This window comes from Silvimonas amylolytica, from assembly GCF_014645555.1.
GTDB lineage: Bacteria > Pseudomonadota > Gammaproteobacteria > Burkholderiales > Chitinibacteraceae > Silvimonas > Silvimonas amylolytica.
Window position 1 is genome coordinate 73840 of the sequence record NZ_BMLY01000009.1, and the last position, 20767, is coordinate 94606.

A 20767-nucleotide genomic window follows, 5' to 3' on the forward strand; every position below is an offset into this window, starting at 1 on the left:
TACAAGCCGCTACACGCTTGTCATGGATTCGTAATCGGGCTGTGTCAGCCTTGCCGGGATGAATACCCGAGCAGCCTTTATGAACCCCCTTTTGAATCTGGACAATCTTCGGCGCGATCTGGAAGAAATCATCCGGGAAAAACGCCTGTCGGCATTGTTCCAGCCCATTGCTTCTTTGCACGACGGTGAAGCATTCGGGTATGAAGGGCTGATTCGCGGTCCGTCTACCAGTTTTCTGCACTCTCCCATCAATCTGTTCCGCTGTGCCGAACAGGTGGGCATTCTGCCTTTGCTGGATTTCGCCTGCCGCCGTGCGATTATTGAATCGTTTGTGGCGCAGAACTTGCCGGGCCGCCTGTTTTTGAACGTCAGCCCGGCTTGTCTCTCTCATCCGGACTTTCACCCTGGCGCCACGCTCGACATCCTGCGCGAAACCGGTATGGCGCCCCAGCGCGTGGTGATTGAACTCACCGAAACCCAGCCCACGCACGATTACGAACAACTGAAAGAAGCCCTGCTGCATTACCGCGAAATGGGTTTCCGGATTGCGCTGGACGACCTGGGCGAGGGATTTTCGTCGCTGCGCTTGTGGTCCGAACTCAAGCCAGACTTCGTAAAGATCGACAAATACTTTGTACAGGGTCTTGCCGCTGATGCGCAAAAGCGCCAGTTTGTGCGCTCAATCCAGCACATTGCGCTCAACATCGGCACCCGTGTGGTAGCCGAAGGCATCGAGACCCCGCAAGAACTGCAAGTGGTACAGCGCATTGGTATCGCGTTTGCCCAGGGTTATCACATTGGCAAGCCGCTGGCCCACCCGCCGCGGCATATTGCGCTGGATTTGTCCGAGTCCCCTACCCCACCGTTGCCAGGCCAGGGCCACCGCAATGCGGGTGGTCTGTTGGTCACCGTCGATACGGTGCCACCTTCCGAAACCTGTGACGCAGTGTTCCAGCGCTTTACTGAAGCGCCGCAACTGTATGCGATCCCCGTGGTAGAAAACCAGCGGCCGCTGGGTTTGCTCAAGCGCCACGAAGTGCTGGAGTTTTTCTCTCGCCCGTTCTCGCATGAGTTGCATGGCTCCCGCGCGTGTTCGCATCTGATGGATCGCGCGCCGTTGATTGTCGAGCAGTCGATGAGTTTGCAAGAACTCTCTCAAATGGTGACCACGGCCGAACGCCGCTACCTGGCGGACGGCTTCATCATTACCCAGAATGGCCACTATCAAGGCATGGGTACCGGCCATGATCTGGTGCGCGCCATTACCGAGTTGCAAATCCGCGCCGCCCGTTACGCCAATCCACTGACCTTGTTGCCGGGCAATGTGCCCATTCAGGAAAAGCTGGAAACGCTGCTCGATGAAGCCCGTCCGTTCACGATGGTGTATTTCGATCTGGACTACTTCAAACCCTACAACGATGTCTATGGCTACGTCCGCGGCGATGACATGATCCGTCTGACTGGCGAGTTGCTGATGCGCGCCGCCGACCCGCAAACCGACTTTGTCGGCCACATTGGCGGTGATGACTTTGTCGTGATTTTCCGCTCCAGCGACTGGCACGAGCGCTGTGAAGCACTGCTGGAAGAATTCGCCCAGCGCGTCACCGGCTTCTTCTATAGCGAGCATCTGGCTGCCGGCCATTACGATGCGCCAGATCGCCGTGGTGTCATGCAACAACAACCGCTGGTGACGCTGTCTGCCGGTGTAGTTGAAGTCGAACCCGGCCAGTTTGAGAACCATCACCAGATCGCCGCAGCGGCCACACACGCCAAGAGCATGGCCAAGCAAACTCCGGGGTGTTCGCTATTTGTGGAACGGCGTCGTCCGCCAGAGCCGCTGCCAGCGCCGATTGCGGCTTGATTGCCGAAGATCGGCAGATAAAAAAACGCCAGCGCATAAGCTGGCGTTTTTTTATCTGCCGGAAAACCGGTCAGGCGGCCTTATCCAGCGCCTGCTGCAAATCGGCAATGATGTCGTCGATATGCTCAATCCCGATCGACAAGCGCACGGTGTCTTCCGTTACACCTGCCTTGGCCAGTTCTTCGGGCGACAATTGCCGGTGAGTGGTGCTGGCCGGATGGCATGCCAGACTTTTCGCATCGCCAATGTTCACCAGCCGGGTGATCAGTTGCAACGCGTCCTGAAAGCGTGCTCCGGCTGCGCGGCCGCCCTTCACGCCAAAGGTCAGCAAGCCAGAGGCTTTGCCGCCAAAGTATTTCTGCACCAGTCCGTGCGACGGGTGCTCTGGCAAACCGGCGTAATTCACCCATTCCACCGCGCGATGTGTCTTGAGAAACTGCGCCGCCTTGAGCGCGTTTTCTGAGTGACGATCCAGCCGCAAGCCCAGGGTTTCCAGCCCCTGCAGGATGAGAAACGCGTTGAATGGCGAAATCGCTGCGCCCATGTTTCTCAACGGCACGGTCCGTGCGCGGCCGATATAGGCGGCCTCACCCAGTGCCTCGGTGTACACCACGCCGTGATAGCTCACTTCCGGTTCGTTCAGACGCTTGAAGCGGGTTTTGTGTTGCGCCCACGGGAACTTGCCCGAGTCGACAATCGCCCCACCAATGCTGGTACCGTGGCCGCCAATGTATTTGGTCAGCGAATGCACGACGATATCGGCCCCATGTTCAAACGGGCGGGTGAGGTACGGCGTCGGCACGGTGTTGTCGACAATCAGCGGCACGCCTCCCTGATGCGCGACATCGGCAAACGCGGCGAAATCCACCACGTTGCCCAGCGGATTGCCGATGGATTCGACAAACACGGCTTTGGTCCGGGCATCAATCAATCTGGCGGCCGATTGCGGATCTTTGGCATCGGCAAAGCGTACCTCAATGCCGTATTGCGGCAGCGTGTGGGCAAACAGGTTGTAAGTACCGCCGTAGAGCGTACTGGTTGCGATGATGTTGTCGCCAGCCTCGGCGATGGTCAGGATCGAATAGGTGATGGCTGCCTGACCGGATGCCAGCGCCAGCGCCCCTATCCCGCCTTCCAGCGCTGCCAGCCGCTTTTCCAGCACATCCGTCGTCGGGTTCATGATGCGGGTGTAGATGTTGCCGGCCACCTTCAGGTCGAACAAATCTGCACCATGCTGGGTGTCATCAAACGAGTAACTGGTGGTCTGATAAATCGGCACCGCGACGGCGCGGGTGGTTGGGTCGCCATCAAAACCGGCGTGGATGGCCAGGGTATCAAACTTCATCGCTACGGCTCCTCGGTGTGACTGGGTTTGGGGGAAAACAGCAGATTGCGCCAGTGGCCAAATGTTTTCAATATTCCACGGAAGAATTAGTTTTCACATCAATATAACCAATATCTAATAATGTGGCTCGCTAGTACGGCAGTTGCCACTGGTATAATCCAGTCTTTGCCCATCCTGGCCTGCCATGCCCCGCATCCAGCTTTTGTCCGACCAACTGGTTAACCAGATCGCCGCTGGCGAAGTGGTCGAGCGCCCTGCCTCTGCCCTCAAGGAGTTACTGGAAAACAGCCTGGATGCTAGCGCCGAAAACATTGGCGTAGAACTGGCTGCCGGTGGCACCAAACTCATCAAGGTGATTGACGACGGCATTGGCATTGAGCGCGAAGACCTGGCACTGGCGCTGCATCGCCACGCAACCAGCAAAATCCGGGACTTCGATGATCTGCAAAAAGTCGCCACACTCGGTTTCCGGGGCGAAGGTCTGGCCTCGATTGCATCCGTTTCGCGCCTGACGTTGACGAGTCGTTTCAACGGGGCCGCACATGCCTGGCGTGTTGAGTCTGACCATGGCCGCCTGCACGATGCCGAACCCGCCGCGCTGGCGGTCGGCACGACCATTGAAGTGCATGATCTGTATTACCAGACACCGGCCCGTCGCAAATTCCTCAAGTCCGATGGCACCGAGTTCGCCCATTGCGAAGACATGGTCAAGCGCCTGGCGCTGGCCAATCCGGACAAGCAATTCACGCTGATCCACAACAACCGCGCCAGCCTGCGCGTGATGCGTGGCGATGTACTGAAGCGCTGCGCTGCCTTGCTGGGCGATGAATTTGCGCAATCGGCCGTACAGGTGGAAGAGCGCGCCGGCCCACTGCGCTTGTGGGGTCTGGCCGGCAGCCCGACCCTCAGCAAAGGGTCACGCGACGCACAGTATTTCTTTGTGAACGGCCGCTTTGTGCGCGACAAAGTCATCGCCCACGCCCTGCGTGAGGCCTATCGTGATGTGTTACATCATGACCGTCACGCTGCTTATTGCCTGTTCCTGGAGCTGGACCCGGAAGGTGTGGACGTGAATGTCCACCCAACCAAGATCGAAGTGCGCTTTCGCGAATCCCAAGCCATTTACGGTTTCATGCTGCGTAGCCTGACCAAGGCACTGGCGGGGACCAAAGCGGGCACGGCCCCGGCAGGCGTTGATCCGGAAACCGGCGAAATCCTCACCCCGCCGTATGCACCGCCTGCCCCTGCCCCAGCCTATAACCAGCCCGTGTGGCGGCAAACGCCAATGAATATCCCGGTCGTCCAGGAGCCGCTGGCCGTGTACGACCGCATGTTTGGCGATCTCAAGCGCGACCCGGGTGCGCCGCAGCCGGTACCCGCATGGCAGCCGGCCGATACCACCACATTGGCAACGCCGCCCACCTATAACCCAGGCCTGCCGATGGCCGCACCGCGCGCAGTGATGCCCGCAGAGGACGAAAACGGCATTCCCCCTCTGGGATTTGCCGTCGCGCAGATTCACGGTGTGTATATCCTGGCGCAAGCGGCTGAGGGGCTGATTGTGGTCGACATGCACGCCGCACACGAACGCGTGGTCTATGAAAAGCTCAAGAACGCACTGGATCTGGATCAGATGCCCAGCCAGCCGCTGTTGATCCCGCATCTATTTGGCGCAGACCGGTTTGAAGTGGCCGCCGTGGAAGATCACCGTGATGCCCTGGCGCAACTCGGGTTTGATATATCGGTCGCCTCCCCCACGCAACTGGCCATCCGCGGTATCCCCATGCTGTTGAAAGATGCCGATGCGGTGGAACTTGCGCGTTCCGTCCTCAAAGATGTGCGTGAAGTCGGCGCTAGCCAGATGTTGACCGGCCGCCGTAATGAACTGCTGGCCACCATGGCGTGCCATGGTGCCGTACGCGCCAACCGCGCGCTGACCATTCCGGAAATGAACGCGCTGCTACGCGAAATGGAAGCCACTGAACGTTCCGGCCAATGTAACCACGGCCGGCCCACCTGGTTCCGCCTGACCATGCATGATCTGGACAAGATGTTCATGCGGGGCCAGTGAGGAATGAACTCGGTATTGATCGCCAAACTGTTTGCCGGCCCGATCGTCATCGCACTGGCCAGCCTGGCGGGTAAACGCTGGGGCCCGACGATCGCCGGGGTAATCGGCGGTCTGCCGCTGATTGCGGCCTGCGTGATGGTGACCTTGTGGCTGGCTTATGGTCAGGACTACACCATGACCACGGCGTACAGCGCACCATCCGGCCTGTGGGCCAACGCCGTGTACATGATTGCGCTGGGCTGGAGCAGCCGGCGCTTTGGCTGGGCCGGCATGCTGGCCTGCGGCTGGCTGGTTTACCTGGCCGCCGCCTGGACGCTTGCAGCCAGTGGTCTGGCACAGCAAGACTGGGTACGCTGGGGAGCTATCCCTGCGCTGTGGATTTCATTCTATCTTTTGCCCCGCATTACAGAAGCACCTGTCGCCCGACCGTTGCCGCACAGTGAACTGATCGCGCGCATGGCCGTCGCCCTGGCCCTGGTCGCTACATTGACCACGCTGTCGCAACAACTGGGCCCCTCGCTGACGGGGGTGCTCTCTGGCGGCCCGGTCGCCGCGACGGTCATCCCCGCCTTCACCCGCGCACGGGGTGACAGCAATGGCGTGGTCTATCAAGTGCGCGGCTTTTTGATCGGGCTGATTGGCTTTGCCTTAAGCTTTTTGTTGCTGGTGCCGCTGGCAAAACACATTGGTGCATGGGCTGCACTGCCTTCCGCCGTGCTCGCCATGACCACCAGCCTGGCCTTGAACTGGTTCTCCCGCCGCCGGAGTCACGCATGAATACGCCCCTCCCGCCCGCCATTTTTCTGATGGGCCCGACCGCCAGTGGCAAGACCGCCAGCGCCATCGGACTGATTGAATCCGGCCTGCCCGTTGAACTGATTTCTGTTGATTCTGCGCTGGTGTTCAAAGAGATGGACATTGGCACCGCCAAGCCAACCGCCGACGAACTGGCGCGGGCACCGCATCATCTGATCGACATCATCAGCCCGGAACACGCTTACTCTGCAGCGCAATTCCGTACCGATGCGCTTGCGCTGATGCAAGACATCACCGCTCGCGGCAAAGTCCCGGTCCTGGTCGGCGGCACGATGCTGTACTTCAATACGCTGCAACACGGTATACACGACTTGCCACAGGCCAACCCGGCACTGCGGGCCGAACTGCACGCCGAAGCCGCCCAACTGGGTTGGCCCGCCATGCATGAAAAGCTGGCAAGGCTTGATCCGCCAACAGCAGCACGGCTGGAGCCAGGTGACTCGCAACGCATCGAGCGCGCGCTGGAAATCTGCATGCTCTCTGGCCGGCCTATGTCTGAACTGCTGGCAGAACCCGCCGCAGGCCCGGTGCCATACACATTGCTGAAGCTGGCACTCTTGCCGGATGACCGCGCCGTATTGCATGAGCGCATCGCCATCCGCTTTGACCAGATGTTGCATGGCGGCCTGATTGATGAAGTACGCCGGCTACGTGAGCACTACGCGCTAACGCCTGATCTGCCCTCCATGCGCTGCGTCGGCTATCGGCAAACCTGGGATTACCTGGATGGCATGTTTGGCCTGCCGGAGCTGCGCGAGAAGGGGCTTGCCGCCACCCGCCAGCTGGCCAAGCGCCAGTTGACCTGGCTGCGCGGCATGGATGACGTGTGCCCCATCAACTGTCTGCAACCCGGATTACCGAATGCGGTACGTGACGCGGTACAGGCGTTTCTTCGCGAACAAGGTCATCAACACGCATGATTCATCACGACATCTTGATCCGCCCGGCAGCCCTGCACGATGCGCCGGCGCTGTCTGCGTTGCTGCCAGAGTTAGGTTATGAATTGTCGGCAGAACGGCTGACCGACAAACTCGCCCGTTTTGCGGCCTCTGCCAATGAGGGCGTCTTCGTCGCAGAACGCGATAGCATCGTGATCGGCCTGATCAGCCTGCATGTTCTGGAGTTCTTCCATGACGACGGCAACCTTGGACGCATCACCGCACTGGTCGTCACCGAAGCCGGCCGTGGCCTGGGCGTTGGTGCTGCGCTCGTCGCCGCTGGTGAAACCTGGTGCGCGGCACGCGGAGTAACACACATGGAAGTCACCAGCAGCGAATATCGCATTGCTGCCCACCCGTTTTATGAAGCGTGTGGTTATGCAGTCATCAAGCAGCGCTTTGTCAAAACACTGCCTGTCGCCTGAGCAGCCATGCCAACCTGTAGACCAGCGTCATTAGTGGTTAACGCCCGCTGATGCCCTGCCCGTACCGGATTTTTGCGACAACCGGGGTGGTCTCATGGCGGTCGCGGCATGGCTGGATCAGCACGCAGACAGATGATCCAAAGAGAAACGGCGCACAAAGCGCCGTTTTCTTTTGCATGAATCCACATCAACTGTTTTCCGTTCAGGCTTGCAGAGCATCCACAGCACGTGCCAGGTTGTCGAACACGGCGGCCCAGCCCTGCTCATGATCGGCGCACATGGTCTCAGAAGGCATACCGTTGTGGCGGAAGGTCAGCAGGGTCTGTTTTTCTCCATGCGGTGTGAACAGGACGGTCACTTGCATGTCGACGGGTAAAGACATCCCCTTTTCCCACTCAAAACTGAACACCAGTTTTTCGTTGGGTACGATTTCCCGGTACACACAACGGATGATCATGTCGTCGCCGCTACGCGGAGATTTGAATGCGACGCGGAACAGCCCGCCCACGCGAAAGTCAAAATCCAGGATGGTCGAGTTTCCCGGACTGCCGTTCTCACCGGCTGGCGTCCACCAGCGCGCCACATGGGCGCGGTCTTGCCACAGGTTGAATACGCGCGCTGGCGGGGCGTTCAGGATACGGTTCATCACCAGTTCATGGGCACCGGCAGACAACGGTGTTTCAAGTTCCACTTTCGCGTTCATGGCCTTGCTCCTTGCGTTGCAGTTCGTCGAGGTATGCCGCCATCCGGTCGAGGTTGTCTTCCCAGAACTTGCGGTATTGATCAAGCCAGCCCGTTGCTTCACGCAACGGTTCCGGCGCCAGCCGGCGCGGCCGGTATTGCGCCGCGCGGCCTTGTACCACCAACCCTGCCCGCTCCAGCACCTTGAGGTGTTTAGAGACACTGGGCAGTGCCATATCAAAGGGTTCCGCGAGTTCATTCACGCTGGCTTCGCCCAGCGCCAGCCGGGCCAGGATGGCTCGGCGCGTTGGGTCTGCCAGTGCGCCAAAAACAGCGCTCAATGCATCTTGTTCCATGTTTATTTAGCCAATTGGTTATTTATCCAAAAGGCTAATTAAATGACGATGGCAAGTCAATGCACAGCCCGATGATCGGCAGATTTGGCGAACGGTCTGGATAAGCGGCAATAAAAAAAGCGCCCATGCTGGGCGCTTTTTCCGGCAAACCGCCGCCTTAAAGGATCTCGAATGGCGGCAGTTTCTTTTCCATCAGCGGAAAATGCCAGACCGGATAATCCGGCAGGCCGTGGTCGAACGGCGGCGGGGTTTCTCCCAGGATCAGCGGTGCGAAATACGCCCGCCCCATCACCGACAGATGCATGCCATCGTCACGCAGATAGCTCTCAGGCAGGGCCTTTTCTTTGTTGGCCACCTCTTTGAGCGAGACCGGCGCAATATGCCAGCGGTAAGGTTGGTCGGCCTCACGCACAATGGCCGGCATCACGCTGCGCTGACCATTCAACGCGAAGTCCACCGCGGCTTCACCAACTGCAATCGCTTGTTCCAGATCATTGGCCGAGGCCAGGTGGCGCGCAGCCCGTTGCATGTAGTCGGCCACCGCCCAATGGCATTTATGGCCCAGTTCGGCACGAATGATATTGGCCAGCAATGGTGCCACGCCACCAAGTTGCGTGTGGCCAAATGCATCGGTCCCGCCCGACTCTGCCAGGCGATGGCCGCCAGCATCGCGAATGCCTTCGGCTGCGACGACCACGCAATAACCAATGTGATTGACGGTCTCTTTCACTGCCCGCAAAAAGCGTTGTGCATCAAACGGTACTTCGGGCAGCAAGAGCAGGTGGGGCGGCTCAGCCGGGGTCCGGCTGGCCAGGCCCGCCGATGCCGCCAGCCAGCCTGTGTGGCGACCCATGACTTCCAGAATGAACACTTTGGTCGAAGAGGACGACATGGACGCCAGATCAAGACCGCACTCGCGGGTGGTCGTGGCAATGTACTTGGCCACAGACCCGAACCCAGGCGAAGTATCGGTGTGCGGCAGATCGTTATCGATTGTTTTAGGGATATGGATGGCGGTCAGGTCCAGACCCTGGTATTGCGCGTATTCAGCCACTTTCAGACAAGTGTCGGCAGAGTCTCCGCCACCGTTGTAGAAAAAATAGCCAATGTCATATGCCGCAAACAGTTCGAACAAGCGCTTGAGTTCGCTGCCGTGCTTGAGCTTGTGGCGGCAGGAACCAAACGCGCCACCCGGCGTGTGACGCAGCGCGGTTAACTGGCTTTCAGCCACAGCGCTGATGTCGATCAGCGACTCTGTCAGCGCCCCCAGAATGCCATCTTGCGCAGCGTACAGCGTGCCGATCTTGTCCGGGTGGCGTCTTGCGGCAGAGATCACACCCCACGCAGAAGCATTGATAACAGGGGTTACACCGCCGGATTGGGCATATAACGCGTTTCTGGGCACGGTCGCGCTCCTTGTGGGGTTGCACTGGCATTTGAACGATTGTTGTCATTCTTGCGCGACGCAGCATTGAACCGCATCGGGACTTTCGCCACGTGGGAGAACCCTGATACCAGCGTTTGCCCATCGCTGACAGCGCAAACGGGCAACCCGGTCTAACCTGAAGGCGCGGTGCACTAGTGTAACCAGTGCGGTGCAGTCGTCGCATGTTCGCCCCAAGGCAGTGCAGCATCACGCACAAAACCGGTCTTTTTGCGTGCAAAACCCCGGTCAAAAGCTGGCACAGGGTTTGCAAGAACAACAGCAGCAGCAAGCGCTGCCTCTGCCAGGCGCGGCCCCGTCGGCGCGCATCGTCACGTACCCATCATGGAAGTGCGTACCATGCACCAGATCGATTTGCCTGCCCAAACCGGATTTGACGAAATGCTGGACCGGGATCATTCAATCCGGCCGCACTATAAACCTTTTTTTGACTGGCTCAACGCGCAAACCCCCGCCATGCTGGGGCAGCGTCGCAAAGAAGCCGAACTGTTGTTTCACCGTGTCGGGATCACGTTTTCTGTTCATGGGGATGAAAGCGGTAATGAAAGACTGATCCCCTTCGATACCATTCCGCGCATTATTCCGGCGGAGGAATGGCAACTGCTGGAGGCCGGCCTCAAGCAGCGGGTCGCGGCGCTCAATGCGTTTTTACACGACATCTACCATCACCAGCACATCCTCAAAGCCGGCAAGATTCCGGCCGAGCAGGTACTGGTGAATGCGCAGTACCGTTCTGCCATGTGCGGGCTGGATCTGCCACACAACCTGTATGCGCATATCGCGGGCATCGACATCATTCGTCATGGTGACGGCAACTACTATGTGCTGGAAGACAACTTGCGCGTGCCCTCCGGCGTGTCGTACATGCTGGAAAACCGCAAGATGATGATGCGGTTGTTTCCTGAGTTGTTTGAAAAACACGCGGTGGCGCCGGTCGAGCACTACCCCACACTCTTGTTGTCTACACTGCGCCAAAGCAGTTACGCCGATAACCCGACGGTGGTGGTCATGACACCGGGCCACTACAACAGCGCGTATTTCGAGCATGCTTTCCTGGCACAGCAAATGGGCGTGGAACTCGTCGAAGGCCGGGATTTGTTCGTCAAAGACCTCAAGGTCTACATGCGCACCACGGCCGGCCCCAAGCAGGTGGACGTCATCTACCGCCGGCTGGACGATCTCTTCATTGACCCGCTGGTGTTCCAGGCCGATTCCAGCCTGGGTGTGCCGGGTCTGATTGCGGCATATCGGGCTGGTAACGTGGTATTGGCCAATGCCATTGGCACTGGCGTGGCCGATGACAAATCCATCTACCCCTACGTGCCGGACATGATCCGCTTTTATCTGGATGAAGAACCGCTGCTGCTCAATGTGCCCACCTGGCAATGTCGTAACCCGAGCGAACTAAGCCACGTTCTGGCCAACCTGGATGAGCTGGTCGTCAAGGAAGTACATGGTGCGGGCGGGTACGGCATGTTGATTGGCCCCAAGGCCTCAAAGGCAGAGATCGAACATTTCCGCGATCTGTTGAAGGCCAACCCGGCCAATTACATTGCGCAGCCGACGCTTTCGCTCAGCACTTGCCCAACCTTTGTTGAAGAAGGTATCGCTCCGCGCCATATCGACTTGCGGCCATTTGTCTTGTCGGGCAACACCGTGCGCATCGTGCCGGGCGGGCTGGCACGCGTGGCGTTGCAAAAAGGTTCGCTGGTGGTTAATTCATCTCAGGGCGGCGGGACGAAAGATGCCTGGATTCTGGAAGCCTGAACAATACGGAGACACTCATCATGATGCTCAGCCGCACTGCCGACCATTTGTACTGGATGTCCCGTTACCTTGAGCGTGCCGAAAACCTGGCGCGTTTGCTGGATGTGAGTTTCAGCCTCTCGTTACTGCCGCAATCACAAGGGGCCCGTGCCGAAATGCGCGCACCGCTGGTGATTACCGAGACCCTGGATCGGTTCTCTGCCCGCTACCCGAAAATCACGGCGGAGGCGCTCTTGCAGTTCATGGCACTGGATCGGGACAACCCGGCCAGTATCCTCAGTTGCATCCGCCACGCGCGTGAAAACGCCCATGCGGTGCGCGGCAAGATCACCGTCGAGATGTGGGAGAACATCAACGCCACCTGGCTGGAAGCCAAGAACTTTGAAGCCAATGGCATTGCCAATGTCGGGGATTTTTTTGACTGGGTGAAAGCACGCTCTCACGTCTTTCGAGGCATTGCCTACGGCACCATCTTGCGCGGCGATGCGTATAGCTTTATCCGGCTGGGCACATTCATTGAACGGGCCGATAACACAGCCCGCCTGCTGGATGTGAAAGCCAGTCTGATTGCCCAGGCCAACAAGGAAAACCCGCAAGATGCGCAGGATTACTACGCATGGAGTTCGTTATTGCGGGCATTGTCGGCGTACGAGGCTTACGTGGAAATGTACCGCGAAGGCGTTGAGATGCGATCCGTGACCGAGTTGCTTGTGTTGTCTCCGCGCCTGCCGCGCTCGCTCTGCGCGTGCCTGGATGCCATCTGCAAGATCGTGGCACAGATCGAAGGTGACAATGGTCGGCTGGTTCAGCGAGAAGCACACCTTTTGCTGAACGATCTGCGCTTTACCGAGGTCGATGAAATACTGGAGCACGGTTTGCACGAATACCTGAGTGAATGCCTCGTGGAGATCAACGCACTGGGCAACACCATTGATGAGGCCTACCTGCGGGTGGCCTGACGGAAACGGCATGCATCTGGAAATCCATCACGAAACGATTTATCGCTACGACACGCCCGTCTCGCATAGCGTGCAGTTGCTGCGCCTGTCGCCAAGGCGTGACCCGGATCAGACCACCGTCCATTGGCAACTGGAAATGCCAGGCACGACAGACCTGACCATTGATGCGTACGGTAATGAGCAGCACGTACTGACCCTGGACCAGCCCGTGACCGAGATCCGTATCGTGGCGCAAGGCGTGGTGGAAACTCGCCCGCCCATACCTCAACGCGACGTGATCCCGGCGCTGGTGTTCCGGCAGGCGACCTCACTGACCACGGCCGATGACGCCATCAAGGCGTTTGCGCATAACTATCAGCGTTTGATCGAAAAACATGGTCGCCATGGTCTGATGGATTTGATGGCCGATTTGCTGGACCACATGCCGTACACACCGGGTCAGACGGATGCCAGTACGCCGGCACAAGAGTCCTTCGCCCAGCGCCTGGGCGTCTGCCAGGATCACGCGCATGTGTTCATTGCAGTCTGCCGTTATCTTGGCATTCCGGCCCGCTATGTCAGCGGTTATCTCTATACCGAAAACGATCATCACGTGGCCAGTCATGCGTGGGTAGAAGCGCTGACCGATGGTGCCTGGTATGCATTTGATGTCAGCAATGCGTGTATTCCGGATGAACGCTACGTGCGCCTGGCGATTGGTCTGGATTACCTGGACGCTTGCCCGGTACGCGGACTGCGCCGGGGTGGCGGTGCGGAGACCATGGTGAGCCACACCCGGGTACGCTCGATCCTGCATTTTCAGCAACATCAACAACAACAACAGCAGCAATAGCGATCGGCGCCGTCACGCTCGCGCAACAGACCACGCAAACGGTTTGCCAGTGCCAGCCCTGCCGCGCAGTACAATGATGATTCGCCCCAGCCTATAACGAGCCGGTCCATGACTTACTGTGTTGCCATGCGCCTGAAAGACGGGCTGCTGTTTGCATCTGATTCCCGGACCAATGCCGGGGTGGATCACATTGCTACGTTCCGCAAAATGCATGTGTTCGAGGTACCGGGCGAGCGCACCATCATCATTCTGACTGCTGGCAATCTGGCCACCACGCAAAGCGTCATCAATTTGCTGCAGGCCCGCACCCAGCAAGAGTTGCATCATCTTTTGAACGTGAATTCGCTGTACGAAGCAGCGATCCTGGTCGGTGAAACTGCCCGTGAAGTGGTCAGCCGCGATAGTCAGGGGTCTGGCAATGTGAGCATGTCGCAGGGCGTGGATTTTGGTGGATCGTTCATCGTGGGTGGGCAGATTCGCGGCGAAGCACCCCGTCTGTTCAACGTTTACCCGCAATGCAATTTCATCGAGGCATCAGAAGACACCCCGTATTTCCAGATTGGTGAATCCAAATACGGCAAGCCGATTCTCGACCGGGTGATCCAGTACGATACGCCGCTGGAACAAGCGCTCAAATGCATGCTGATCTCGTTTGATTCGACCATTCGCAGCAACTTGTCTGTGGGCCTGCCGATCGACGTCTTGCGTTGCAAGACCGATGCGTTTAGCAAGGTCAAACCCTACCGCATCGAAGAAAATAACGCCTGGTTCAACCGCACCCGCAAAGCGTGGAGCACTGGCTTGCGCAAGGTGTTCGGGCAGATTCCAGAGGCAGACTGGTTTGATCAGTTGTAAGACAGACGGATTATTCACTGCCCTTCTGTAGTACCCACGCCGCGACCGTCTGCGCCATCTCTTTGCGATGCGGCCCAAAACACAGTCCGTGATCCGCCTCGGGCATCAATACAAAACGGCCGCCCGCCGCCATCGCGGCCTGCTGGCCTGTTTCCGGTTTGACCACGACATCTTTGCCACCGTGAATCACCATGACTGAAGAATGGGCGTGGGTCAGCGTGGCGTTCAGGTCAAATGCGAGCGCCTCGGCCACCAGGACCTGGCTGATTTCCAGCCCGATGAAATCTGCGCTGCCGTTATCCAGTTGCGGTGAGCTGGCCACAACCTGCTGCAGGTATTGCCCCACCGTTCCTGCGGGTGCCAGCAAGACGATGCTGGCCAGATCACCGCGCCGTGCGCCAACGCTCGCCGCAGCCAGTGCACCCATGCTGTAACCCAGCACATGCCAGCGCAGACCGGGATAGCGATCGGCCAGTTCATCGAGCAAGGTGTCCGTCTGCATGATCTGATCGGCAATCGACAAGTCGGCAAAACGCCCCGTGCTTTCGCCACAACCTGCAAAGTCGAACCGGAAGACGGTGATCCCTTGCGCAGCCAGATCACGCCCTAGCTCGACGAACAGATAGGCAAACTCGATGCGTGAGCCGGTAAAGCCATGCAGCAGCAACACCGCATCACCCGAGGCACGGGCCTCTGGCAAGTGCGCAGAGCCCGCCAGCATCTGGTTGCGGTAGTTCACACTCAAACTGATCTCGGCCATGGCTGCTCCTTGAAAACGACGACATTACGCCAGGATCCGGGGCGTGTGGTGTGCCGGTATTGTGCAGTCGTCGGGCTTGACGAGCCTGCTACACTAGAGGCATTCCGCCTATCGAGTACCCCCAATGTACGATCTTGCCCGTTCCCAGCTTGTTACCGTGCGCGATTGCCTGCGCTTTGCCGTCTCACGGTTCAAGGATGCCAACCTCTTCTATGGCCATGGCACCGACAACGCCTATGACGAAGCCGCCTGGTTGATCTTGTCGATGCTGGGTCTGCCACTGGACCGGCTGGAGCCCTTTCTGGATGCACGCCTGTTGTCGCAAGAACTGGAGAAGGTGATCGAGGCCATTCGCCAGCGCGCCGAAGAACACATTCCTACCGCGTATCTCACGCATGAGGCCTGGCTGGGCGAGTACAAGTTCTATGTCGACCAGCGCACGATTGTTCCGCGCTCATTCATTGCAGAAATCCTGCGTGAAGGCGCGCTGGAGCCATGGATTGAACACCCGGAACTGGTGCACCGTGCGCTGGATCTTTGTACGGGATCGGGTTGTCTGGCGATTCTGGTCGCCGACCATTTCCCGGATGCAGAAGTCGATGCGATTGATCTTTCGCCCGATGCGCTGGATGTCGCGGAAATCAACGTCGCCGAATACAACCTGGGCGAGCGCATTCACCTGATCGACTCTGACCTTTTCACCGAAGTGGAAGGCGAAACCTACGATCTGATCGTTTCCAACCCACCGTACGTGGACGCGCCATCCATGGACGAGCTGCCGCAGGAATATCGCCATGAGCCAGAAATGGCATTGGGCAGCGGCGATGACGGGCTGGACATCACACGCAAGATCATTGAATCGGCTACGACGTATCTCAATGAGATGGGTGTGTTGATGGTGGAAATCGGCCACAACCGCGATGTGCTGGAAGCGGCCTACCCCACATTGCCATTTGTATGGATCGATACCACCAGCGGCGATGGGTTTGTGTTCTTGCTGACGCGTGAAATGCTGGTCGAAGCGGGCTACTGACCGGCGCCAGCCACCGCAACTTCTTCAGCGACGGGCAACGAATGTGGTTGCCCGTCAATGAACATCAGCAACTCACCTTGTTGCATGCGCACCCAGCTTTCGTTGTCTGTGAGCGGCTGGGTGGCGATCACCGCAACCATATCCTTCACCCCGGTATAGTGGGCAAAGTCGACCGAGACATCGGTATCTGACAAATGTGCCGTCGCAAACGGTGCGCAGCGCACGATGTAATGCAGATCGGTTGCGCAACGGGCAAACAGCGCCGTGCCATCTGACATCAGAAAGTTAAACGTACCGTGACCTGCCAGGCGTTCAGTCAGCTCGGCCAGCGTGGCATGGAGCACCGGTAGCGCTGGCTTGTCGACAAACCGCAAAGCCAGCTCGTTCATGATCCAGCAAAACGCATATTCACTGTCGGTCGTCCCTACCGGCCGAAAGCGTGAACTCCCCAACGGCGGCAGATCGGTCAGGTTACCGTTATGCGCAAACAGCCAGTACCGCCCCCACAACTCACGCTTGAAGGGGTGCGTATTAGCCAGCGACACCACACCTTGCGTCGCCTTGCGGATATGCGCGACGACATTGGTGCTTTTGATCGGGTAGCGGTAAACCAGCTCAGCCAGTGGCGACAGTGCAGAAGGCTGGTGGTCGAGGAACATGCGGCAGCCGTCATCCTCGAAGAACGCGATTCCCCAGCCATCCGAGTGGTGATCAGTCACCCCTCCGCGCTGACGGAACCCTTCAAACGAGAACACGATATCGGTAGGCACATTGCAGTTCATGCCCAATAACTGGCACATGGCATCACTTCTCTGAGACAACTCAAGCAGTCTTCATTATGCGTTTGTCTCCGGCGTAGTGGAACCCTGAATCGCGACCGAATGTACACACGTGTTGCAATAGTGCCTTGAGTGGCAAGCAAAAATCCCGCTTGATGCAACCGGGCAACAAAAAAGCCCGGTTAAACCCGGGCTTTTTCTGATCACCAAGTACACCAGGATGAGATGACTTAGTCGCCCAGTGCGCCTGCGCCGATGCTAAAGCCGCAATCGACGTACATGATCTCACCAGTCATGCCGGAGGACAGATCCGACATCAGGAAGGCTGCGACATTGCCGACTTCCAGTTGGGTCACGTTGCGCTTGAGTGGTGTGGCATCAGCAGCACGCTTGAGCAGCGAGCCGAAATCCTTGATGCCCGATGCAGCGAGTGTCTTGATCGGACCCGCCGAGATACCGTTCACACGGATACCGCGTTCGCCCAGCGCAGCGGCCATGTAGCGTACGTTGGCTTCCAGCGATGCCTTGGCCAGACCCATGACGTTGTAGTTGGGGATGGCACGCTCAGCGCCCAGGTAAGACAACGTGATCAGCGCGGCGTTATCGGCCAGCAACGGACGTGCCGCCTTGGCCATCGCGGCAAAGCTGTAGGAGCTGATGTCATGCGCGATCTTGAAGTTATCGCGGGTAACGGCATCCAGGTAATTGCCCTTGAGCGCTTCACGCGGTGCAAAACCAATGGAGTGCACCAGACCGTCCAGCTTGTCCCAGTGCTTGCCCAGTTCTACAAACAGCGCTTCAATCTGCTCGTCGCTCGCCACATCACAGGGCAGCACGAGGGTGGAATCGAAATCAGCGGCAAGATCAACCACACGCTGCTTCAGATCTTCGCTGACGTAAGTAAACGCCAGTTCAGCGCCTTCACGCTTGGCAGCTTCAGCGATGCCATAAGCAATCGAGCGATCAGACAGCAACCCGCTGATCAGGATTTTTTTGCCGGCCAGAAAACCCATTCTTTAACCCTTGTCATTTCATTCAGTCGCGCGATTATAGACGAAACCGCAGCAACCGTGCTTTTCACACGACAGGGAGAGTCGGATCGCCGGCCAGAGGTCATGCCACTTCGTAGGGCAAATCGAGCACCTGCACTTGCGGGCCACTTACCTCACCCAGATGCAAACCATGCTCCAGTGAGCTTGTCTGCACGACAACCAGCGCCTCGCTGGTCCCTTTGCCCACCGGGGCGGCCAGCATGATCTTGCCAGAAGCTTGCCCATTCATTTCCGGGCTAAAGACGTCTTGTCCCGCCGTCACTTCGGCCTCGACACGCACGCGATACATACGACGTTTGAGTTTGCCGAGGTATTGCGTACGCGCCACAATCTCCTGACCGGGGTAGCAACCCTTGTTGAAGCTGACCGCACCGATCAATTCCATATTGGCCATCTGCGGCACAAACTCTTCCTGAGTACTGGCGGTAATCCACGGCGTGCCTGCACGCACTTCAGACAAACGCCAGACAGGCTCGCCCACCGGCGTTGCACCAGCTTGTTGCAATGCCTGCCACACTGCGGGGACCTCTTGTGCAGCCACGGCCATTTCAAATCGCCCGTTGGGCAACGCCAACACCACCCCTTGCGACCAGGCATGATGGGCGAAGTCAGCGACTGGCACGTCACCCGCAACGGCCTTCACCGCGGCAGCCGCATGCTGGCCGGCCACGCCAATCAGTGCGATCTCTGTCGAAGCGTCATCCGCTTTGGTCTTGCTGCGCATCACAAACATGGAAAGTCGTTTCTGGATTGCCGCCTGCAAATCACGCGAAATCTGCAGCAAATAATCATCGCCCATGCGGAAAACAAGAAAGCTGGCCAGCATCCGGCCCTTGGGGGTGGAATAGCTGGAGTACTGCGCCAGCCCGGTTTCCAGTTGACGCACGTCGCTGGAAAGCTGCCCCTGCAGGAAGGTACCGGTTTCTTCACCCCGAAAGCGGATCAAGCCAAACTGGCTAAGCGGCGAAATCACAGTACCGTGAGCGAGTGCTTCAGCTTCATTTAACTCGCCTGCAAAAGAACGGACCACGCCGTTTTCGATCTCGGCACCCGGCAACGCATCTACCCAGCTCATGCTTTCACTCTCTTGTTCATTCGTTAACCCGAACCAGCAAAATGGGGGTGATCGACCGGATTTGCAACAGCAAACCGACAGACCACCCCCAGTCAATCTACGCCCAAACGCGCCTATTGTGCAGCTGACGCGGCTGGTTCGGCTGCGTGCTGATCGTTCTGCTGAACCTGCGCAGCGGCATCCAGCGGATCATCGTGGCCAGCACGGCGGGCGCCGGAAGAACTGAATGCTGGCGTACCGAGCAAGCCTCCAATCCGCACTGTACTGGCAGCCAGAATCCCTCCGCTCGCAAGGCGGGACTGTGCCGCACCTTGAAGTTTGCCGCCGCGCGAGATGTGCAATTGACCCGTTGCGGTGAATTTCCCGCTATCAAGCTTCACATCCGTGATGTCGACGTGGTCAGGTTGTACCGCCACCTTGGCAGTAAAGTCATCAAACGCGGTCCGGCCGCCGCGCGCATAGACCACCGGGGCGCTGGATTTCAGCGGTGCAACCAGATCGAAGTTATGCAGATAACCATCCCGCACGTGCAGATCGGCTACGATTGCCGGCTTATCGAACAAGTGTGTCCAGCTGTCTGCTTCATAATTGAAAGTCGCATCGCCTTCCAGGCGACCGGCAAGATGCGTAGCCGGGCTGAACACGGTAGACAGCGGTTCAGACTGCAAGCTGCTGCCATGCAATGCACCAGACAGCTTCCAGCCGTTGCTCCAGTCCAGTTGCGCCGTGCCCGTTACCACTCCGCTATACAACTCGCCCTGAATTTCAGAAATCTGCAACCCGCCCTGGTTGATGACACCTTTGAGCTGGAGCATATCGAACACCACCGGGTAGCCCAGTGGCACTGTCCAGTGCCGCGCGACGAAGGTCGCCGAAAAATCCTTGCCCTGCGGCTGGATATCCAGCGTCGACTGGCCTGCTGCATCGCTCACTGATAATCCGGCCAAATTACCCCCACTATCAAAGCGCAATACCCCATCAACAGGGCCCAGCTCATTGCTATCAAGCACGATACTGGCGTGTTGCAGTTGCAGATCATCAATATGCGCGAGCGCATCGCCTGGACGCGGGCGCATACGATCTGCCAGTTTGGCGGCATACGCGGGACTGAACTTGGCGCCTTCCGCACTGACCTCGCGCACGGCGGTTCCCCAGTGCGTCAGGTTATAAAAGCTTAGCGGGATGCGAATGAACTCAATGTGACCAACAGTTGGGTCGTTTTCCAGGGTGACATCCTGCAGTACCAGCGCGGGCCTCGGCGTGTAGTCAAAGCGTACCAGGCGAATCTGCACCGCACCATGCATGACCTGTTGCAACTTGGTCGCCGCATCAGAAAGGAACATGTTCAGCGGCAAAATAACTGGCAAGGCTGCGACAATGGCAATCAAAATCACCAGCGAAATCAATAATGTTTTTATTTTTTGCATGCGTTCCTCACGTTTTTCTTTATATACGTATTGACAGCCACGGGGATCGTATCTATTATACGCAACTCACCGATTCCCCGATAGCTCAGTCGGTAGAGCAACGGACTGTTAATCCGTGTGTCCCTGGTTCGAGCCCAGGTCGGGGAGCCAGATGTTAACGCCGTGAATCCTGCAAAGGTTCACGGCGTTTTTCATTTCATCGAGCGTTTCTGCGATTGTCCAACTTGCGATTGCATGCATCCGGCTACACATCCTGGTTACGATTCAGATTCCGGCAGCAGGATACCGCGC

19 protein-coding genes and 1 tRNA gene are annotated in these 20767 nt (G+C 58.2%); 11 read left to right on the top strand and 9 right to left on the bottom strand.

Annotated elements, in window-relative coordinates; genetic code table 11:
* Positions 1 to 79 precede the first annotated feature (79 nt).
* Entirely contained in the window at positions 80 to 1861 is a 1782-nt protein-coding gene (locus IEX44_RS19385) for a GGDEF domain-containing protein (RefSeq protein WP_188698114.1), read from the top strand.
* 70 nt (positions 1862 to 1931) lie between these two features.
* Here IEX44_RS19385 and IEX44_RS19390 read toward each other — a convergent pair whose 3' ends face one another.
* Complete coding sequence (locus IEX44_RS19390) at positions 1932 to 3206, bottom strand: O-acetylhomoserine aminocarboxypropyltransferase/cysteine synthase family protein (protein WP_188698117.1); 1275 nt, start codon at positions 3204 to 3206, stop codon at positions 1932 to 1934.
* 184 nt (positions 3207 to 3390) lie between these two features.
* On the opposite strand from IEX44_RS19390, the gene mutL reads away from it, so the two are divergent.
* Genes mutL through IEX44_RS19410 form a run of 4 tightly spaced genes read left to right on the top strand, consistent with a single transcriptional unit; the run spans position 3391 to position 7456 of the window.
* A complete protein-coding gene (gene mutL / locus IEX44_RS19395) occupies positions 3391 to 5277 on the top strand; it encodes a DNA mismatch repair endonuclease MutL (RefSeq protein WP_188698119.1) in 1887 nt (628 codons plus the stop codon).
* 3 nt (positions 5278 to 5280) lie between these two features.
* A complete protein-coding gene (locus IEX44_RS19400) occupies positions 5281 to 6054 on the top strand; it encodes a hypothetical protein (protein WP_188698122.1) in 774 nt (257 codons plus the stop codon).
* Positions 6051 to 7013: a tRNA (adenosine(37)-N6)-dimethylallyltransferase MiaA gene (gene miaA / locus IEX44_RS19405; RefSeq protein WP_188698125.1), complete on the top strand. Its 963-nt coding sequence runs from the start codon at positions 6051 to 6053 to the stop codon at positions 7011 to 7013. Before IEX44_RS19400 ends, miaA begins: the two co-directional genes overlap by 4 nt.
* Positions 7010 to 7456: a GNAT family N-acetyltransferase gene (locus tag IEX44_RS19410; protein ID WP_188698128.1), complete on the top strand. Its 447-nt coding sequence runs from the start codon at positions 7010 to 7012 to the stop codon at positions 7454 to 7456. The genes miaA and IEX44_RS19410 overlap by 4 nt, the downstream gene beginning before the upstream one ends.
* A 202-nt stretch (positions 7457 to 7658) precedes the next feature.
* Here IEX44_RS19410 and IEX44_RS19415 read toward each other — a convergent pair whose 3' ends face one another.
* The 3 genes from IEX44_RS19415 to IEX44_RS19425 all read right to left on the bottom strand — a co-directional run bounded on the left by IEX44_RS19415 (position 7659) and on the right by IEX44_RS19425 (position 9898).
* Positions 7659 to 8159 (bottom strand): SRPBCC family protein, encoded by a 501-nt coding sequence (locus IEX44_RS19415; RefSeq protein WP_188698132.1) that lies wholly within the window; start codon positions 8157 to 8159, stop codon positions 7659 to 7661.
* A complete protein-coding gene (locus tag IEX44_RS19420) occupies positions 8137 to 8493 on the bottom strand; it encodes an ArsR/SmtB family transcription factor (RefSeq protein WP_188698135.1) in 357 nt (118 codons plus the stop codon). The genes IEX44_RS19415 and IEX44_RS19420 overlap by 23 nt, the downstream gene beginning before the upstream one ends.
* A 157-nt stretch (positions 8494 to 8650) precedes the next feature.
* Positions 8651 to 9898 (bottom strand): 6-phosphofructokinase, encoded by a 1248-nt coding sequence (locus IEX44_RS19425; protein WP_188698138.1) that lies wholly within the window; start codon positions 9896 to 9898, stop codon positions 8651 to 8653.
* Positions 9899 to 10261: 363 nt separating this feature from the next.
* On the opposite strand from IEX44_RS19425, the gene IEX44_RS19430 reads away from it, so the two are divergent.
* The 4 genes from IEX44_RS19430 (at position 10262) to IEX44_RS19445 (ending at position 14350) form a co-directional block, all read left to right on the top strand.
* Positions 10262 to 11704 (top strand): circularly permuted type 2 ATP-grasp protein, encoded by a 1443-nt coding sequence (locus tag IEX44_RS19430; protein ID WP_229679342.1) that lies wholly within the window; start codon positions 10262 to 10264, stop codon positions 11702 to 11704.
* Positions 11705 to 11724: 20 nt separating this feature from the next.
* Complete coding sequence (locus IEX44_RS19435) at positions 11725 to 12663, top strand: alpha-E domain-containing protein (protein ID WP_229679344.1); 939 nt, start codon at positions 11725 to 11727, stop codon at positions 12661 to 12663.
* Between the two features lie 10 nt (positions 12664 to 12673).
* Positions 12674 to 13495 (top strand): transglutaminase family protein, encoded by an 822-nt coding sequence (locus IEX44_RS19440; protein ID WP_188698141.1) that lies wholly within the window; start codon positions 12674 to 12676, stop codon positions 13493 to 13495.
* Positions 13496 to 13603: 108 nt separating this feature from the next.
* Positions 13604 to 14350, top strand: coding sequence for a proteasome-type protease (locus IEX44_RS19445; protein ID WP_188698144.1), 747 nt, complete (start codon positions 13604 to 13606; stop codon positions 14348 to 14350).
* Positions 14351 to 14360: 10 nt separating this feature from the next.
* Here the strand turns inward: IEX44_RS19445 and IEX44_RS19450 are convergent, their stop codons facing one another.
* Entirely contained in the window at positions 14361 to 15110 is a 750-nt protein-coding gene (locus IEX44_RS19450) for an alpha/beta hydrolase (RefSeq protein ID WP_188698147.1), read from the bottom strand.
* A gap of 124 nt (positions 15111 to 15234) precedes the next feature.
* On the opposite strand from IEX44_RS19450, the gene prmB reads away from it, so the two are divergent.
* Complete coding sequence (gene prmB, locus IEX44_RS19455) at positions 15235 to 16143, top strand: 50S ribosomal protein L3 N(5)-glutamine methyltransferase (RefSeq protein ID WP_188698150.1); 909 nt, start codon at positions 15235 to 15237, stop codon at positions 16141 to 16143.
* Here prmB and IEX44_RS19460 read toward each other — a convergent pair.
* The 4 genes from IEX44_RS19460 to IEX44_RS19475 all read right to left on the bottom strand — a co-directional run bounded on the left by IEX44_RS19460 (position 16137) and on the right by IEX44_RS19475 (position 20476).
* Positions 16137 to 16943, bottom strand: coding sequence for a class II glutamine amidotransferase (locus tag IEX44_RS19460; protein ID WP_188698153.1), 807 nt, complete (start codon positions 16941 to 16943; stop codon positions 16137 to 16139). The genes prmB and IEX44_RS19460 overlap by 7 nt on opposite strands.
* Positions 16944 to 17152: 209 nt before the next feature.
* Positions 17153 to 17935 (bottom strand): enoyl-ACP reductase FabI, encoded by a 783-nt coding sequence (gene fabI, locus IEX44_RS19465; protein WP_188698156.1) that lies wholly within the window; start codon positions 17933 to 17935, stop codon positions 17153 to 17155.
* A gap of 100 nt (positions 17936 to 18035) precedes the next feature.
* Positions 18036 to 19049 carry a CAF17-like 4Fe-4S cluster assembly/insertion protein YgfZ gene (gene ygfZ, locus IEX44_RS19470; RefSeq protein WP_188698159.1) on the bottom strand — a complete coding sequence of 338 codons (1014 nt, stop codon included), beginning with the start codon at positions 19047 to 19049 and terminating at the stop codon, positions 18036 to 18038.
* A 113-nt stretch (positions 19050 to 19162) separates the two neighbouring features.
* Complete coding sequence (locus IEX44_RS19475; protein WP_188698162.1) at positions 19163 to 20476, bottom strand: AsmA family protein; 1314 nt, start codon at positions 20474 to 20476, stop codon at positions 19163 to 19165.
* A gap of 74 nt (positions 20477 to 20550) precedes the next feature.
* Between IEX44_RS19475 and IEX44_RS19480 the strand changes: the two genes are divergently transcribed.
* Positions 20551 to 20626, top strand: a tRNA-Asn gene (locus tag IEX44_RS19480).
* The last annotated feature ends 141 nt before the right edge of the window (positions 20627 to 20767 follow it).

Bases quoted from the DNA above. Each gene is read 5' to 3' on its own strand.
- IEX44_RS19385 (WP_188698114.1), top strand. From the start codon at position 80: ATGAACCCCCTTTTGAATCTGGACAATCTTCGGCGCGATCTGGAAGAA.
- IEX44_RS19390 (WP_188698117.1), bottom strand. From the start codon at position 3,206: ATGAAGTTTGATACCCTGGCCATCCACGCCGGTTTTGATGGCGACCCA.
- mutL (WP_188698119.1), top strand. From the start codon at position 3,391: ATGCCCCGCATCCAGCTTTTGTCCGACCAACTGGTTAACCAGATCGCC.
- IEX44_RS19400 (WP_188698122.1), top strand. From the start codon at position 5,281: ATGAACTCGGTATTGATCGCCAAACTGTTTGCCGGCCCGATCGTCATC.
- miaA (WP_188698125.1), top strand. From the start codon at position 6,051: ATGAATACGCCCCTCCCGCCCGCCATTTTTCTGATGGGCCCGACCGCC.
- IEX44_RS19410 (WP_188698128.1), top strand. From the start codon at position 7,010: ATGATTCATCACGACATCTTGATCCGCCCGGCAGCCCTGCACGATGCG.
- IEX44_RS19415 (WP_188698132.1), bottom strand. From the start codon at position 8,159: ATGAACGCGAAAGTGGAACTTGAAACACCGTTGTCTGCCGGTGCCCAT.
- IEX44_RS19420 (WP_188698135.1), bottom strand. From the start codon at position 8,493: ATGGAACAAGATGCATTGAGCGCTGTTTTTGGCGCACTGGCAGACCCA.
- IEX44_RS19430 (WP_229679342.1), top strand. From the start codon at position 10,262: ATGGAAGTGCGTACCATGCACCAGATCGATTTGCCTGCCCAAACCGGA.
- IEX44_RS19435 (WP_229679344.1), top strand. From the start codon at position 11,725: ATGATGCTCAGCCGCACTGCCGACCATTTGTACTGGATGTCCCGTTAC.
- IEX44_RS19440 (WP_188698141.1), top strand. From the start codon at position 12,674: ATGCATCTGGAAATCCATCACGAAACGATTTATCGCTACGACACGCCC.
- IEX44_RS19445 (WP_188698144.1), top strand. From the start codon at position 13,604: ATGACTTACTGTGTTGCCATGCGCCTGAAAGACGGGCTGCTGTTTGCA.
- IEX44_RS19450 (WP_188698147.1), bottom strand. From the start codon at position 15,110: ATGGCCGAGATCAGTTTGAGTGTGAACTACCGCAACCAGATGCTGGCG.
- prmB (WP_188698150.1), top strand. From the start codon at position 15,235: ATGTACGATCTTGCCCGTTCCCAGCTTGTTACCGTGCGCGATTGCCTG.
- IEX44_RS19460 (WP_188698153.1), bottom strand. From the start codon at position 16,943: ATGTGCCAGTTATTGGGCATGAACTGCAATGTGCCTACCGATATCGTG.
- fabI (WP_188698156.1), bottom strand. From the start codon at position 17,935: ATGGGTTTTCTGGCCGGCAAAAAAATCCTGATCAGCGGGTTGCTGTCT.
- ygfZ (WP_188698159.1), bottom strand. From the start codon at position 19,049: ATGAGCTGGGTAGATGCGTTGCCGGGTGCCGAGATCGAAAACGGCGTG.
- IEX44_RS19475 (WP_188698162.1), bottom strand. From the start codon at position 20,476: ATGCAAAAAATAAAAACATTATTGATTTCGCTGGTGATTTTGATTGCC.